At 55.2% G+C, this 15,860-nt stretch carries 11 protein-coding genes; 8 read left to right on the plus strand and 3 right to left on the minus strand.

Annotation, left to right across the window (positions count from 1 at the left end; genetic code table 11):
• The first annotated feature begins 3 nt into the window (after positions 1–3).
• From M1D70_RS05840 to htpG, 8 genes are all read left to right on the plus strand, one after another.
• The gene (locus tag M1D70_RS05840) at positions 4–1,749 is read left to right on the plus strand and encodes a cache domain-containing sensor histidine kinase (RefSeq protein ID WP_456289409.1); all 1,746 of its coding nucleotides are present in this window, start codon (positions 4–6) and stop codon (positions 1,747–1,749) included.
• The gene (locus tag M1D70_RS05845) at positions 1,727–2,902 is read left to right on the plus strand and encodes a response regulator transcription factor (protein WP_009594948.1); all 1,176 of its coding nucleotides are present in this window, start codon (positions 1,727–1,729) and stop codon (positions 2,900–2,902) included. The genes M1D70_RS05840 and M1D70_RS05845 overlap by 23 nt, the downstream gene beginning before the upstream one ends.
• Before the next feature lie 141 nt (positions 2,903–3,043).
• On the plus strand, positions 3,044–4,321 hold the full coding sequence (locus tag M1D70_RS05850) for an ABC transporter substrate-binding protein (protein ID WP_009594979.1): 1,278 nt from the start codon (positions 3,044–3,046) through the stop codon (positions 4,319–4,321).
• A gap of 23 nt (positions 4,322–4,344) precedes the next feature.
• On the plus strand, positions 4,345–5,370 hold the full coding sequence (locus M1D70_RS05855) for a carbohydrate ABC transporter permease (RefSeq protein ID WP_456289410.1): 1,026 nt from the start codon (positions 4,345–4,347) through the stop codon (positions 5,368–5,370).
• Positions 5,367–6,179: a carbohydrate ABC transporter permease gene (locus tag M1D70_RS05860; protein ID WP_009594950.1), complete on the plus strand. Its 813-nt coding sequence runs from the start codon at positions 5,367–5,369 to the stop codon at positions 6,177–6,179. The genes M1D70_RS05855 and M1D70_RS05860 overlap by 4 nt, the downstream gene beginning before the upstream one ends.
• Before the next feature lie 150 nt (positions 6,180–6,329).
• Positions 6,330–9,428, plus strand: a complete 3,099-nt coding sequence (locus tag M1D70_RS05865; RefSeq protein WP_456290393.1) for a glycoside hydrolase family 2 TIM barrel-domain containing protein — start codon at positions 6,330–6,332, stop codon at positions 9,426–9,428.
• Between the two features lie 53 nt (positions 9,429–9,481).
• Positions 9,482–10,723 (plus strand): MFS transporter, encoded by a 1,242-nt coding sequence (locus M1D70_RS05870; protein WP_456289411.1) that lies wholly within the window; start codon positions 9,482–9,484, stop codon positions 10,721–10,723.
• A gap of 249 nt (positions 10,724–10,972) precedes the next feature.
• A complete protein-coding gene (gene htpG / locus M1D70_RS05875; RefSeq protein ID WP_433938676.1) occupies positions 10,973–12,850 on the plus strand; it encodes a molecular chaperone HtpG in 1,878 nt (625 codons plus the stop codon).
• Between the two features lie 113 nt (positions 12,851–12,963).
• On the opposite strand, the gene M1D70_RS05880 is transcribed toward htpG, so the two are convergent.
• The 3 genes from M1D70_RS05880 to M1D70_RS05890 all read right to left on the minus strand — a co-directional run bounded on the left by M1D70_RS05880 (position 12,964) and on the right by M1D70_RS05890 (position 15,574).
• Positions 12,964–13,590 (minus strand): DUF3298 and DUF4163 domain-containing protein, encoded by a 627-nt coding sequence (locus M1D70_RS05880; protein WP_009594970.1) that lies wholly within the window; start codon positions 13,588–13,590, stop codon positions 12,964–12,966.
• Between the two features lie 242 nt (positions 13,591–13,832).
• On the minus strand, positions 13,833–14,984 hold the full coding sequence (locus M1D70_RS05885) for an MFS transporter (protein ID WP_009594949.1): 1,152 nt from the start codon (positions 14,982–14,984) through the stop codon (positions 13,833–13,835).
• Between the two features lie 44 nt (positions 14,985–15,028).
• On the minus strand, positions 15,029–15,574 hold the full coding sequence (locus M1D70_RS05890; RefSeq protein WP_009594947.1) for a PadR family transcriptional regulator: 546 nt from the start codon (positions 15,572–15,574) through the stop codon (positions 15,029–15,031).
• Positions 15,575–15,860: the final 286 nt, after the last annotated feature.

Below are 15,860 nucleotides of genomic sequence, written 5' to 3' on the forward strand. Positions count from 1 at the left end.
GCCATGAATCTTCAGGGAATCAAAGACCGAGCCGGACGGATGTTCACCGGCACCTATCAGAGCATAAGAACCAAGCTGCTTACCTGTTTTTTAGTCGTCACCCTGATTCCGCTGTTCTCGCTTGGCGGACTTTCCTATGTTCAATCCGCTAAAGTGATTAACTCCCAGTTCGGCAAATACGGCGATAATGCCGTGGCGCAGCTGGAGCAGCAGACCAGTTCGGCTTTGGGGCGGATGAAGCAGACGGCGGAGACGATTTATTCCTACCTGCTGGATCCGAGCCATTCGGGAATCGGGAACGGGACGCCGTCCACCTATGGCGACATCATGGAGAAGAACGATTTCGAATCGTTGTTGAAGTCCCTGCGGACGCAGCTGACAGCCGGGATCTACATCATAACGAGCTCCGGTTATTACTATGGGGAGAACAACCTGGACGTGAACAAACTCGGCAATATCCCGGCGTGGAACGCCAGGCCGAAAGCCTATGCCGGCACTTATTGGCTGGGCTTCTATCCGCAGGATCATTCCATAAATAACAGCGATAGCGACAACGTGCCTGTCCTAGGATTGGCGGTGCCGATCCATCACCCGGACAAGGCTCAGGACGGCAGCGTCATCCTGATCGAGGAGAACGCCGAGGAGCTGCTGCGAAGTTATGCCAAGTTCGAGGCCGACACGCATGCCCATCTGCTTATTACATCGCCGGACGGCACGGTCGTGTATGAGACGGACGCTCCGTATACGCCCCATGACAGCGATGTGGCCTGGACCCGGACGATTGACGCCAACCAATGGACCATGGAAGCCAGAATTCCCGCCAAGGCGTTCTATCAATCCTCGGACGTGATCCGGGCGAACACGATGGTTGTTGCCACCGTATCCTGCCTGCTCGCTTTTGGCATCGCTTATCTGTTCTCTTCCCGGTTCACTTCGCGGATCCGGACCTTGAAGGACTCGATGCAGAAGGTGAGCTTCGGCAAGCTGGATACCCGTACGCCCATCGAGGGCAGGGATGAGCTGGGCAGCCTCGATATGAGCTTTAACCGGATGGTAACGGGCGTGCAGACCCTGATTGGCGAGGTGGAGCAGAGCGAGCGGCTGAAAAAAGAGGCCGAGCTGCGCGCATTCCATTATCAGATCAACCCCCATCTGCTGTTCAACACCCTGAATTCCATCCAGTGGAAGGCCCGGCTGCAAGGCGCGGAGGACATTCGCCAGATGCTGTACCATCTGACGCTGGTGCTGGAGGGAAATCTGGATATTTCCCAGGAACTCGTTACCCTAAACAGGGAGCTGCGCATGATCGGCCACTTCCTCAAGATCCAGGAAATCCGGTACGGCGAAGTATTTCGTTATCGCCTGGATTGCGATGATTCGCTTCTGCCGTATTTGATTCCGCGGATGACGCTTCAGCCGTTGTTCGAGAATATATTTTTCCATGCCTTTACGGACGGGCAGGGAGAGATCCATGTCAACGTCGAGGAGGATCATGACGAGCTTGTGCTCACGCTCCGCGATAACGGAGCCGGCATCAGGGAGGACAAACTGGCGCGGTTGTTTTCGCCGGAGACGAAGCGGAAGGGCCGCGGCGGGCTTGGCGTGCGGAACGCCGACCAGAAATTCAAGCTGCATTTCGGTCCGCTCTACGGACTGAAGGTGCATTCGGTTAAGGGAGAAGGAACAACGATCATCATACGCTGGCCGAAAAGGGAGGAGTCTTTCGATGATGAATACAGAGAACATTAAAGTGATGATTGCCGACGACGAAAGCATAGTGCGCAAGGGACTCCGCTCCACGGTGCCCTGGGAACGGTTCGGGATGGAGGTGGTGGCGGACAGTCCCAACGGCCAGGCGGCCTGGGAGGCTTTTCTGGAGTATCGGCCGCAGGTCGTCATTACGGATATCGTCATGCCGGAGATGGATGGGATCGAGCTCTCCCGGAAGGTGAAGGAGGCTGCGCCGGAAACCCGGATCATTCTGCTCAGCTGCCATCGGGATTTCGAATATGCCCAGGAAGGGATGCGGCTTGGCGCGTCCGGATATCTGCTGAAAACCGCCTTCGAAGACGAAGAGCTCGAAGCGATGCTGGGTAAATTTCAACGCGATCTGTCTGATGCGCCGGCCAACGGGTACGGGTTGGAAGAACAGGTTTCCGCCCATTTGTTTGCTTGGCTTAACGGGCACAGCGACCGTTTCCCCGGAGAACTCCGGGAGCTTTGCAGCCGCGCCGGGCTGGGAGAGGGCAAGCCCATCTCGCTGTATCTGATCAAAACGGCGGGCTGCAGCGGCAGTTGGGAGCACCTGCTGAAGGAGCAGGGCTCCGAGGAGCCGGGATTGCGCACCAGCAAGCGGGTCCCATACGGCGCGGACAGCTGCTATTGGGCCGTACCTGAGGAATATAAGGAAGCGGCGGACGGGCTGCTGGTGGAGATCAAGAGCCGATGCGGGAAGCTTGCCTGGAATTGGCGGGGAGGTCTTCAGGACTCGGAGGATGTGCAGAAAGCCTTTCAATCCTTGCACAAGGAAGTCGAGCTGGAGCGGGTGTACGGTCTGAGCGGAGAGCAGTGGCCGGAGCCGATCCTGCAGGCGGTTCATCTGCTGCACGAACATCCCGCGGACGAGTGGTCGGCAGCGGAGCTGGCCCAGCAGGTGGGGCTGAGCCGCAGCCATTTTTCGATCCTGTTCAAGAAAACGGTCGGCGACAGCTTCATCGCGTTCCAATATAAGCGCAAGCTCCGCCTTGCATACGGCCTGCTGCGCGAAACCTCCTTAACGATGCAGGAGATCGCCGAGAAGACGGGACTCGGAGACAGCAAATATTTCAGCAAATGGTTCAAGCGCTGCACGGGTCAGACGCCAAGCCAATACCGTGCCGAACAAAAAGGGGAATCATCGTAAACAAATGAACACCCGCGGGCTAAAGTTCGAACAAAAATACGATCATCTGCGAATCAGCGCACGTTTTGAACCGCTTTCATCCGAGTTATGATGAAAGCGGTTCAATTCATATCAACTCAATACTTTAGGGGAGCTGACAATATGAAAAAGAGAATGTCATGGATCGCGATGGTTTCGGTAATGACGTTAATGGCATCGCTGCTGGCCGCATGCGGCGGCAGCGGCGGGACCGGCAGCGCGAAGCAGCCGGACGGAAGCTCATCAGAGGCGGCAACGACGCTTCGTTTCGCGACATGGGATACGGGAGATGCGCTGAAGATCGAGCAGGAGATCGCCAAGAAGTTCGAAGAGTCGCATCCCGGCACGAAGGTGCAGGTCGAGGCCTATGCCGACGGATTCGATCAGAAGCTGGCCGCCGGATTCGGCGCAGCCAATCCGCCGGACGTGATGTACATGTGGGATTTTCCGACGTATCACCAATCCTTGGAGCCGCTGGACGGTTACGCGTCCAAGGACGAGGATTTGAACATCGATGATTTTTACCAAGGATTGTTCAACTACGGCAAGATCGACAATCAGCTGTACGGAATCCCGGCGGGCTTTACGACCCGGGTCGTGTACTACAACAAGAAGATGTTCGACGATGCGGGCATTGCTTACCCGAGCGATGGATGGACATGGGCGGAGTTCCAGGAAATCGCCGAGAAGCTGACGGATAAATCCAAGAAGCAGTACGGCTTCGGCGTACGGGCCGAGAACGATACGTATGACCTTCAAGGGTTCGTATGGAGCAACGGCGGATCCTTCATCTCGGAGGACGGCACAACGATCGAAGGCTACATGAACAGTAAGGAAACGGCGGAAGCCATTCAGATGTTTGGCGATATGCTCAAGAACGGCTCGGCGGTCCTGACCGGAGGCAAAGGGCAGCAGAGCGGGGAGGATATTTTCAAAGCGGGCAAGATTGCCATGTGGGAGAGCGGCATCTGGCCGCTGGAATCCTTCAGGGAAGCCGGAATCGATGTGGGTACGGTGGAAATGCCGGCCTTCGAGGGCAAGCCAGTGAAGGGCGTATTGGCCGAATCCGCATTATCCATAGCGAAGGATTCCAAGAACAAGGATCTGGCGTGGGAGTTCATTAAATTCTACGTATCGGATGAAGCGATCAAAATGCGCGTGGCCGACTTGCCGGTCCGGGTCAGCGTGGTCAACGAGCTGAAGAAGGACCAGGATCCGCTCTACAAGCCGTATTACACGATGCTGGAGCGTTCGGACAATACGCCGGCTTTTCTGCTGAACCCAAAATGGAACGAAGTGAACCGCCAGCTGTCGGCAGCCGTGGAATCCGTCATGTTCGGCAGCGATGCGCAGGAGGTTCTGAACCAGGCGGTGAAGGATAGCGAACGCTATTTGAAATAATCGAAGAAAGAAGGTTCGCGAAAATGGCCCAAACGCAAGTGCCTTACTCACAACAGCAGACAGCGGCCCCGAAGCGACTTGGACCAAAACGTTGGGGTGGGGCCGTGCCCTACCTCTTCATTTTTCCATGGATATTCGGATTCCTGATTTTCACGCTCGGCCCGCTGCTGTTTTCCCTCGTCATTTCGTTTTTTGATTGGCCGATCGTAGGCCAAGTGACCTTTGTTGGCATCGACAACTATGTGGAGATGTTCTCGAACGATCCGCTGTTCTGGAAATCGCTGCTGGTTACGCTGAAATTCGCGGCTTTGTTCGTGCCGCTGAACATCGTCGTGGCTCTGGGACTCGCTATGCTGTTGAATCAGAAGGTAAAAGGGAGCGCATTCTTCCGCACCGCCTTCTACCTGCCGTCGGTCATTTCCGGCGTCGCCCTCGCCATGATCTGGTCCTGGGTGTACAGCGGGGATTACGGGATCCTGAACTATTTCTTATCGCTGGTCGGCATCGAAGGGCCGGACTGGCTGAACGATACGAAGTGGTCCCTGGTCGCCATGGTCATTGCAAGCCTATGGGGACAGGGCTCGATGATGCTTATTTTTCTGGCGGGTCTCAAGGGAATTCCGAAGGACCTGTATGAGTCGGCCTCGATGGACGGGGCGGGCAAGATTCGGCAGTTCTTCAATGTGACCATTCCGATGATCACGCCGACGCTGCTGTTCAACCTGATTACGTCCATCATTGCCGCGTTCCAGCAGCTGACGCTGGCGCTTCTGCTCACGGGCGGGGGCCCGCTGAAGTCGACGTTTTTCTATGCGATGTACATGTACGAGAATGCGTTCAAATATTTCAAGATGGGGTATTCCGCAGCCAACGCCTGGTTCATGTTCCTGATCGTGCTGACGCTGACGTTCCTTGTGTTCAAGTCTTCGGAGGCCTGGGTGTTCTATGAGGGCGAGATGAAGACGAAGAAGGAGAAGGCGAAGCCGAAGCCGAAGCCGAAGCGTGCCAAGCAAGGGGTTCAAGCCAGCAGGGAGGGAGGTTCCATATGAAAAGGGTGATCACGTACGCACTGCTTATTCTGTGCTCGCTGCTGTTCATTGCTCCGCTCTTCTGGGCCGTCACGACGGCGCTGAAGTCGCAGCAGGAGCTGTATCTGTTTCCTCCGAAATGGTTTCCTTCCGTGTGGAGGTTCAGCAATTTCGCGGAGGCCTGGAGCATTCAGCCGTTTAACCTGTTTTTGAAAAATACGCTGATCGTGACGCTGCTGTCGACGCTCGGGCAGCTCGTCTCGTGCACGCTGGTGGCTTACGGGTTTGCCCGGTTTCAATTCAAGGGGCGGGACGCGCTGTTCCTGATCGTGCTTGCCACCATGATGATTCCCTGGGAAGTGACCATGATTCCGCAATATATGGAGTTCAACTACCTGGGCTGGATCAATACGCTCAAACCGCTCATCGTTCCGTCCTGGTTCGGCTCCGCTTATTTCATTTTCCTGCTGCGCCAGTTCATCATGACCTTGCCGAAGGAGCTGGATGAAGCGGCAACGATTGACGGGGCGGGCAAAATGACGGTTCTGCTGCGGATTATCGTGCCGCTGATGGGTCCGTCGCTCATCCTGGTGGCCGTGTTCCATATGATGAGCTGCTGGAACGATTACCTGGGCCCGCTCATCTTCCTGAACGACCAGACGAAATATACGCTGACGCTGGGGTTATCCCAATTCAAGGGCATGCACGGCGTCGACATGCAATCCATTATGGCCATCACCTGCCTGATCTCGATTCCGCCGCTGGCCGTCTTTTTCTTCGCGCAGCGTTATATCGTTGGCGGCATTGCCACAACGGGAATCAAGGGGTAAACGGTGCCGGCGATAAGAGGCATCCACAATGGATATGGAGCTTGAAACAGCATCAGAACATAGAAGTGCGTGTTCAAAACGTCATGGAAAGACGGCTTGTTGAACGACCTCTAGAAGCTTAGACCGCTTGGGAAAGGATGGAGAGACATGATGAAAGACCATCGTATTGGCCGCGACTGGGATGACCTGAGCGTGCTGGAACGAAATCGGGCAAAGAGCCGGGCCTATTTCATTCCGTTCGCGGATGCGGACGGAGCGCTCAGTTATGACAGAGGCAGCTCGGCCTGGTACCAATCGCTGAACGGGGTGTGGAAATTCCACTATGCCGAGGAGCCGGAGAGCGCTCCGGAAGCATTTTATGAGGAGGATTACGATGTATCGGCATGGGATGACCTCCCGGTTCCGGGACACTGGCAGCTGCAGGGCTACGGGCATCCGCATTACACGGACCTGTACTATCCGTTCCCCGTGGACCCGCCGCATGTGCCAAATGCGAATCCGACCGGCAGCTATGTCCGCGAGTTCGAGCTTCCGCAGCATTGGGACGGCAGAAAGATCGGCGTCAAATTCGATGGGGTGGACAGCGCGTTCCATGTGTGGCTGAACGGGTCGTTTATCGGCTACAGCCAGGGGAGCCGGCTGACTTCGGAGTTCGATCTGACGCCTTATTTGAAGCCCGGCGTTAACAAGATGTCCGTCCGGGTATACCAATGGTCCGATGGAAGCTATCTGGAAGACCAGGACATGTGGTGGATGAGCGGCATTTTCCGGGACGTGTACCTGATCGCCGAGCCATCGGCGCTTCGCATCAACGACTTCCGCGTAACGACCGAGCTGGATGCGGAGTATCGGAACGCGAAGCTGCAGGTCCAATTGGAGCTGGAAGGTACGGAGCGCGGCTCCGTCCAGTTGCGGCTGTTGAATGGCGCTGGAGCGGAGATGGGGTCAACCGGCAAAGACGTCGGGCACTCTTCCGTGGAGGATTTTGAGATCGAGGTGGCGGGCCCGGATTTATGGAGTGCCGAGTCACCGGCACTGTACCACCTGGTGATCACCCTGCGGGATAATCAGGGGGAGACGCTGGAGACGGTGGCGCAGCGCGTCGGCTTCCGCTCCATCGAAGTAAAGGACGGACGGCTTCTCGTTAATGGCAGGGCAATCCTGCTGAAAGGCGTCAACCGCCATGACCATCATCCGGATACGGGCCGAACCGTCACCCTGTCCACGATGCTGGAGGACATCCGGTTGATGAAGCAGCACAACATCAATGCCGTGCGGACGGCGCATTATCCGAATGACCCCCGATTCTACGAGCTGTGCGACGTGTACGGGCTGTACGTCATGGAAGAGACGGATTTGGAGACCCACGGCTTCGAGCCGCTCGGCAACATTTCCTGCCTGAGCGACGATCCGGATTGGAAGGAAGCGTACGTGGACCGTGTCCGCCGGATGGTGGAACGGGATAAGAACCATCCGTCCGTGCTGTTCTGGTCCCTCGGCAACGAATCCGGCTTCGGCTGCAATTTCCGCGCGATGGCGGAGTGGTGCCGGGAGCATGATCCGACGAGGCTGATCCATTACGAGGAGGACCGCGAAGCCGAGGTGTGCGACGTGGTGAGCACCATGTATTCCTCCGTCGAGAAGATGGAGGGCTTCGGCAAAATGACCGATCATCCCAAGCCGCATATCCTGTGCGAATTCGCGCACGCGATGGGCAACGGGCCCGGAGGACTGCGTCCTTACTTCGATGCCTTTGAAGCGCATCCCCGCCTGGCGGGCGGTTTTGTCTGGGAATGGATCGATCACGGGCTGAGCAGAAGGACGCCGGACGGCAGCATGGATTATGCGTACGGCGGCGATTATGGCGATGTGCCGAACAACAGCAATTTTGTCATCGATGGTTTGGTCCGTCCGGACCGGACGCCTTCACCCGGACTTCTGGAATACAAAAAGGTCATTGAACCTGTCCGCATGTCGATGCGAAGACACGGTGTGCTTCATATCATGAACCGCTATGATTTCATTTCGCTGGATCATTTGCAGGCCCATTACCGGGTACTGTCCGATGGACAGCTTGTCCGCAGCGGAGCGCTGGACCTTCCCCGCATCGAAGCAGGCACAAGCTCGGAGCTAAATCTCCTGAAGGTCTTGGAGCAAGCGACAATAGGCGTGAATCCTTATGCCGAGCTGTGGCTGGAGGTATCCCTCTCGCTGGCCGCGGACTGCCGCTGGGCGGAACGGGGACATGAAGTGGCATGGTCCCAGTTTCTGCTGTGCGAAGCGTCGAAGCCTGAATTCGAACCGACCGCTGCTTTGCGGCGGGGACCTCTGCAGATTAGCGAAGAAAAGCATGGTCTTCACGTTGGGAATGGAAGCTTTCAGCTGTCCCTCAGCGCCCTTCATTCCGGCTTCGAAACCTTGTCCATGGAGGGCAAAAGAATCGCGTTCGGCGGACCGGCGCTGAATTTCTGGCGTCCGCCGATCGATAACGACATGTACGTGCTGCCGGATTGGCGCAAGGCCCATCTGGACCGACTCTCCGAGCGGATCGATCATTTCGAATGGAAGCGACTGGACCAAGACAGCGTGGAGGTGCGGCGGATTTCCCGGATTGCGCCGCCGGTATATGATTGGGGCTTCCGCTGCGAAACGACCTATACGATCACTTCCAGCGGCCTGATCATCATGGATGTGAAGGGTGAGCCGATCGGCACGCCGCCCGCCATGCTGCCGAAAATCGGATTGCAAATGCAAGTCGCCGGCGACATGGAACATGTCCGGTGGTACGGCAGAGGACCTGGGGAAAGCTATCCGGACAGCCTGGAAGCGGGACGGTTTGGGGAATACCGCAGCACTGTGGACGGCTTGTTCACGCCGTATATTTATCCGCAGGAGAATGGGAACCGATCGGATGTCCGCTGGATCTCGCTCGCGGATGGTGCTGGATTGGGGCTCCTCGCCGTTGGCGAGCCTGTCCTGAATTTCAGTGCAAGCCGGTACACTGAGCAGGATGTGGAGTCCGCGGCGCATGCCAGCGACCTTGTTCCACGCAGCTTCATTACGCTGAATCTGGATTACCGGCAGAACGGACTTGGCAGCAACAGCTGCGGTCCGGCACAGTCTCCGGAGCATTCGATCAAGCCGGAGCCGTTTTCGTTCCGCATTCTCCTGAAGGCTTACGCTGCCGAGGATACCGATCCGGTAAGACTGAGCCGGCGGATGCGCTCGGAAGCGGAATTATACAAGTAACCGACTGATTTCATTTCAGATCGTGATCGGATTTTCTGGAGAAGGGGAATAACATGTCCTTTTACATCAAAGACCTGCTGCAGCTGTCTACGGGGGTGCGCCGCTTCCTTATAAGCGAGGCCTTCTATGGCATTGGAATCGGCCTCTATACACTCGTCCTGAATCTGCATCTGCTTTTTCGGGGGCTAAGGGAGGACGAAATCGGCGCGTTGGTGTCGATGGGCATTCTGATTATGGGCGTGCTCGCCATTCCGGTATCCCTGCTCGCCAACCGGACCGGAAGGAAAAAACTGCTGGTTACCGGCGTATTCTTTATCGCCGCAGGCAATGTGCTGTTTGCTGTCAGCGATGATTTGCTGTGGTTCTATGTCGCTCAAATATTGGTGTCTACCGGCTTGACGCTTGTGGAAACAACGGAGATTCAGCTTCTCTTCCATTATTGCCGTTCCCGTAAGGAGGAGGCCCGTGCATTTTCCTTGATGTTTGCCGTCTTTACGGCTTTCACGGGTCTCGGAACGCTGGCTGCCGGATATATCTCGAAGGGATTTGAAGGAAGCAGGGGTTATGAAGTGTCGCTTCTGCTGACCGGGCTGGTGCTTGTGCTTCATGGCGTCATCCGGGCGTTCTGGCTGCCTTCTGAGCGCAGGGACTTGGATGAGGAAGCGCCGACGGTTTCATCTTCTAAGGGAATATCCAGGTTAACGGGGCCTCTGTCTTCCGGGACCTTATGGCTGTTCGCCGTGTTTACGGCGCTGCTCGGCGGCTGTATAGCCATGACTGGCTCATTCTTGAACGTCATCGTGAAGTTCCGCCTGGATTGGATGGATGACCAGGTATCTGTAATTCTTGCCATCGGCGCGATCCTTCTGTTTATATGCTCATTGATGACACCGTACGTCATGGAGCGGTTCGGTTATAACACGGCCATTATCTCGGTATTTATCGTTAATATGTTGCTGTTTGCCGCTCTATACATGATTCTCCCCGTATGGCTGTTTGTCGGGCTGTTTCTGCTGCGGGGCGGCGGCGTGACCATGCTGTCCAATCTGCTGGACAGTCTGCTGATGTCGGCCTTTAATGAAAAGGAGCGAAATTTGTATGCCGGCATGCGGTCGGTTTTCCGGAGCTTAGGCTCGTCCGGGGCAACCTTTGTCGCCGGACTGATCCTGGCCCGGCAGGATTATCGGCTCCCCTTCCTGGCCACGGCCGGCGTGCTGCTCCTATGCGGCCTGTATTACGTATGGTGGATTCGTCCGGTCTTATCCAAGAGATTAAACAGCGGTATCGAGCCATGAATGTGGAGGGCAGTCTAAAAAGGGGATTCCTTTTTAGACTGCCCTTTCGGCGCTTGCTGCCCGTTCTCCAGGGATTCATCCGAAATCTTCTGCATCGCCGATCAAAGGTTGCTGCCGCGTTTGAGTCATGAAAGTCTCCAAACATATTGACATCAAAAATTGGTACATGTTTAAATAGAAGAAGTGTTAGCACTCTGTTGTAAAGAGTGCTAAAAGAAACCTCGTTCAGATTGGAAAGGAGATTTTTTCATGGCGAAAAAACAGTTTAAAGCTGAATCCAAACGGCTGCTCGAGATGATGATCAACTCCATCTATACGCAGCGCGAGATATTCCTGCGCGAGCTGATTTCGAATGCCAGCGACGCAATCGACAAGATTTATTATAAAGCGCTGACCGACGACAGCCTGACCTTTAATAAAGAGGATTACTACGTTAAGATTACCGCGGATAAAGCCAGCCGCACGCTGACCATTGCCGATACGGGGATCGGGATGACCAAGGAAGACCTTGAGAATAACCTCGGCGTCATCGCGAAGAGCGGTTCCCTTGCATTCAAGAGCGAGAATGAAGCTAAGGACGGACACAATATCATCGGTCAATTCGGCGTGGGTTTCTACTCCGCCTTCATGGTGGCCGACGTCGTTACCGTGACGAGCCGTGCCCTGGGCAGCGACGAGGCATATAAATGGGAATCCGAAGGCGCGGACGGGTATACCATTACGCCTGCCGAGAAAGATTCCGTCGGAACCGAGATCGTGCTGAAGATCAAGGAGAACACGGAAGACGATCAGTATGACGAGTATTTGGAAGAATACCGCCTAAGAGCGATCATTAAGAAGTACTCCGATTTTATCCGTTATCCGATCAAAATGGACGTGAAAACGCAGCGTCCGAAGGCAGACGCCGAGAACGAGTTCGAGGAAGTTCAGGAAGAGCAGACCATCAACAGCATGGTGCCGATCTGGCGCAAGAACAAAGGCGAGCTGACGGACGAAGATTACGTCAACTTCTATAACGAGAAGCGTTACGGCTTCGATAAACCGCTCAAACATATTCACGTCAAAGCGGATGGTGCCGTGGTATATAACGCGATTCTGTTCATTCCCGAGAATACGCCGTTCGATTATTACACCAAGGAATACGAAAAAGGGCTTGAGCTCTATTCCAACGGCGTTCTGATCATGGATAAATGCGGAGACCTCCTGCCGGACTATTTCAGCTTCGTGAAAGGGATGGTCGATTCGGAGGATCTGTCGCTGAACATTTCCCGCGAGATGCTGCAGCATGACCGCCAGCTGACGCTGATCGCGAAGAACATCAAGAACAAAGTGAAAAGCGCGCTGCAGGGCATGATGAAGGACGAGCGGGAGAATTACGAGAAATTCTTCGCATCCTTCGGCCGAGGCCTGAAATTCGGCGTTTACAACGATTACGGCATGAACAAGGAAGATCTTCAGGATCTGTTGCTGTTCACGTCCTCCAAGGAGAAGAAGCTGGTCTCCCTGGATGAGTACGTGTCAAGAATGCCGGAGGATCAGAAGTATATCTATTATGCTTCCGGCGACTCCATCGACCGGATCGAGAAGCTCCCGCAGACCGAAATGGTGCTGGACAAAGGCTATGAAATCCTGTACTTTACCGACGATGTCGACGAGTTTGCGATCAAGATGCTCATGAAATACAAGGAGAAGGAATTCAAATCGGTATCCAGCGGGGATCTCGGTATCGATTCCGAGGCCGACAAACAGGAGAATGAAGCCGAAGAGAGCGACAACAAGGAGCTCTTTGAAGCCATGGGCAGCCTCTTGGCCGGCAAGGTGAAGTCCGTCAAAGCCTCCAAACGACTGAAATCCCATCCGGTGTGCCTGTCCACGGAGGGCGAAGTCTCGATCGAGATGGAGAAAATCCTGAAGGCAATGCCGAACGGGCAGGATATCCAAGCCGACAAGGTGCTGGAGATCAACACGAACCATGAGGTGTTCCAATCCCTGAAGGCGCTGCAAGCGGATCAGGATAAGCTGAAGCTCTACACGAATCTGCTGTACAATCAGGCGCTGCTGATCGAGGGCTTGCCGATTGCCGATCCGGTGGAATTCACCAACGATATTTGCAAAATCATGGTGTAACTGGCGCGGCTGGATCATAAGATAATAACCAACAAACCCGAAACTTTGGCGTAAGACGCCAGGGCATCGGGTTTGTTTTTTTGCTGCATATCGCCTGAATGCGCTGCTGCTTCCTACGCCACATCCGCGGCAAGATCCGATAACAATCCGTTCTCGGGCGCCAGGTCCAAGAGGTCGTATACCGATATGGGGAACATCGGAAAGCCGACATAGTATGGCGTGATGGCATACAGCGGATAGAAGATGACCAGCGACTTATCGGCCAGATAGAAGTCTTGATTCGGCGAAACGGTAACCGGAACGTTCTCCAGCACGGGAATGCCGCGTTCCTTGATCTGACGGTTCACTTCGGCGGCCAAGACAGCTTGATAGCCGGAGCCCGGGCGGAACAGATCGGATAAGGCATAGGATTGTCCGGTGGCCGTGGAGAAGGTCAGTCCTTTGGTCACCGTATACCCGTGCGCCATATGCTCGGAGTAGGTGTAGTTGGTCAGCACGAGGCTAAGAATGCCGCGCTCGTTCGTTTTAATCTCAAAGGTGCCCGTCGTTTGCGGGTTGGTGCCGGTCTGAACCTGCTGCTGTTCACGCTGCATATCTTGGATTTGAAGAATAATGGCCCGGTTGATGGCTTCTTCTGCTCCAGGATTCATGAGGCCGTATACCTGCGGATAATGAATCACGAGCCCGCGTGCCGTATGCGTGAGAGTATGAATGTTCACCGGCGGTACATATTGCGCCATGCGTACCATCGCTCCAATCTAACATCAGATACGTTAGCCTATTCGGAAGCGGGCTCGGAGGTTACGAAGCCGGAGGGGCGGAAGTTCGGACTTCCGAGGCTGGCGGGCTTAGAGGGTCGGCAGCTCTGCCATCCCGGCAAAACGGCTTCGGTCAGGCAGGAGTGCTCCACTGCGACGGAACGCTCCAATGCAACAGCGGCGGTCCAAGTCCGCGGGCGTGTTTGCTTGATATCGACCAGCTTTCATTCCTTCTCTGCAACGCCAGCCGTAAGCAGTCTTCTTACAAAGACCGCGAATATGACCAAGGATACGACAACAGACACGGCCGTAACCGTAAACAGATAGGCATAGCCGATACGCTCGGAGATCAGGCCCAACACGATGGCGCCAAGTCCGATGCCGAGATCGAATGCCGTCATGAACGAGGCATTGGCTGCGCCTCTCCGGTTCTCGGGCGCAATGCGCAGGGTGGCTGCTTGAAGGGCGGGCTGGGCCGAACCGAAACCGATGCCGTACAGAATGGCGGCGGTAATCAATCCGGGCAATCCGCTCGATTGGCTTAAGACGATCAGGGCACCGGCCGTGACGACAAGGGACGGAATGATGACGGCCGCTTCGCCGAAACGGTCCGACAGCTTCCCGGCAAAGGGCCTGATCAAGGTAAGAGCGACGGCGTACACCAGGAAAAAGGTTCCCGGATTGACCCGGATGGACTCGGCAAACAGCGGGAGAAAGGTCGTAATTCCCCCATAGGCGACGGCCAGGAAAAAGATGGCAGCCGTGACAGGCAGAACGGATTTCTCGACCAGCTGAATTCGCCCAGCCGAAGGCTTGGCTTGATAAGGCGCTCTGGTCATGTAGGCCAGTATGAAGGCAATCAGGGAGAGCCCGGTAGCGACTAGAAACAACGTCCGAAATGAATACCCGCTCACGATATAAGTACCCAGCATCGGGCCGATGGCCATTGCCACCGTCATCGCCATACCGTACCAGCCCATGCCTTCCCCGCGGCGGGAGATCGGGATTAAATCCGTGATGACCGTCCCGATGGAGGTTGTCGAGAAAGCCCAGCTCGCGCCGTGCAGGATCCGCAGCGCAAGCAGAAGCAGAATGCTGCCGACCCAATCGTAGAGGTACATCGAAAGAACAAAGAAGATAAGACCCCAAACGTAAAAAGCTCTTCTGCCGTACCGGTCCACCAATCCCCCGACCATCGGGCGAAAGACCACCGCCGTCAGCGTAAATGCGCCGGCCGCCAAGCCCACCTGGGTCTCGGAGCCGCCCAGGTGCTTGATATACAGCGGAAGCGTGGGCAGCAGCAGATAGAAGCCCGTAAACAGAAACAGCATTCCGACCGTCATCTGAATAAACGGCTTCGTCCATAAACGTTCCATCCAGTAATCCCCTCCTTGATATGTACTGCATAAACGCTTGAACGCTAGTCCTCTTCGGACTTAACAGCCGCTATTTCTTTCTTGATCCACTCGATATTCGTCTCTCCCATTTGCTTTCGGTGATCCAGCACCCTTAGCAATTGAAGCCGCTGTTTCTCAGGTTCGGGTTTATAGAACGCGATCTCTGCTTCAAAGTCCGTCACATGCTTCAGGTTGGTCTCCAGATAAATCAAATACTGCTGCAGGCAGTCGAGTCGAACCCTTTTCGGAACATACCGGAAATAGACCATTTTGAAGTGGAACGTCTGCTCCGTATCCATGTTGTATTCCAGTGGTTTCTCCATGAGCTCGAGAAACTTCCGACGGCCGGAATCGGTAATCCCGTAGATTTTTCGGGGCCGTTTGCCTCCGCCGGACCCGTCCAGACTGAGATGGATCCACTCGTGATCCACCATCCGGGACAGCAGGGGATACAACGTTCCTGAACTGATCTGGCGGTAAGGCCCGCCTGTATTTTTTAGGATCTCTTGAAGCATGTAACCGTGTTTGTCTCCGGTCATTAATTCGCCCAGAACAAAGATTTCATACATAAAGCCCACCCCCAACAATATGTCGATACGATATAAATATATATCGTATCGACATAAATAGGCAATAGGTGGAAGTGAATTTCTGCGATTCATTTTCAAGCTGCGGTCCAACCTGCTCGGCCCATATTCATTTAGACATGCGACAGGTAAAGATAAGCAAGAGAGCGGTGAAGCCGATCCCAAGAGGAACGGCTCGTGGAATGCGAAGAGGGAGGGGAAGCCGGACGTTGCATGAGTTGTTTGGCAGACACGAATCGTGATGCGCCACAGGGAGTAACTGCATGTA

This window comes from Paenibacillus sp. AK002 (assembly GCF_053903045.1).

What these genes read in the sequence shown, in the direction of transcription:
- M1D70_RS05855 (WP_456289410.1), top strand. Translation starts at nt 4,345, where the DNA reads ATGGCCCAAACGCAAGTGCCTTACTCACAACAGCAGACAGCGGCCCCG.
- M1D70_RS05850 (WP_009594979.1), top strand. Translation starts at nt 3,044, where the DNA reads ATGAAAAAGAGAATGTCATGGATCGCGATGGTTTCGGTAATGACGTTA.
- M1D70_RS05885 (WP_009594949.1), bottom strand. Translation starts at nt 14,984, where the DNA reads ATGGAACGTTTATGGACGAAGCCGTTTATTCAGATGACGGTCGGAATG.
- M1D70_RS05865 (WP_456290393.1), top strand. Translation starts at nt 6,330, where the DNA reads ATGAAAGACCATCGTATTGGCCGCGACTGGGATGACCTGAGCGTGCTG.
- M1D70_RS05870 (WP_456289411.1), top strand. Translation starts at nt 9,482, where the DNA reads ATGTCCTTTTACATCAAAGACCTGCTGCAGCTGTCTACGGGGGTGCGC.
- M1D70_RS05890 (WP_009594947.1), bottom strand. Translation starts at nt 15,574, where the DNA reads ATGTATGAAATCTTTGTTCTGGGCGAATTAATGACCGGAGACAAACAC.
- M1D70_RS05860 (WP_009594950.1), top strand. Translation starts at nt 5,367, where the DNA reads ATGAAAAGGGTGATCACGTACGCACTGCTTATTCTGTGCTCGCTGCTG.
- M1D70_RS05880 (WP_009594970.1), bottom strand. Translation starts at nt 13,590, where the DNA reads ATGGCGCAATATGTACCGCCGGTGAACATTCATACTCTCACGCATACG.
- M1D70_RS05840 (WP_456289409.1), top strand. Translation starts at nt 4, where the DNA reads ATGAATCTTCAGGGAATCAAAGACCGAGCCGGACGGATGTTCACCGGC.
- M1D70_RS05845 (WP_009594948.1), top strand. Translation starts at nt 1,727, where the DNA reads ATGATGAATACAGAGAACATTAAAGTGATGATTGCCGACGACGAAAGC.
- htpG (WP_433938676.1), top strand. Translation starts at nt 10,973, where the DNA reads ATGGCGAAAAAACAGTTTAAAGCTGAATCCAAACGGCTGCTCGAGATG.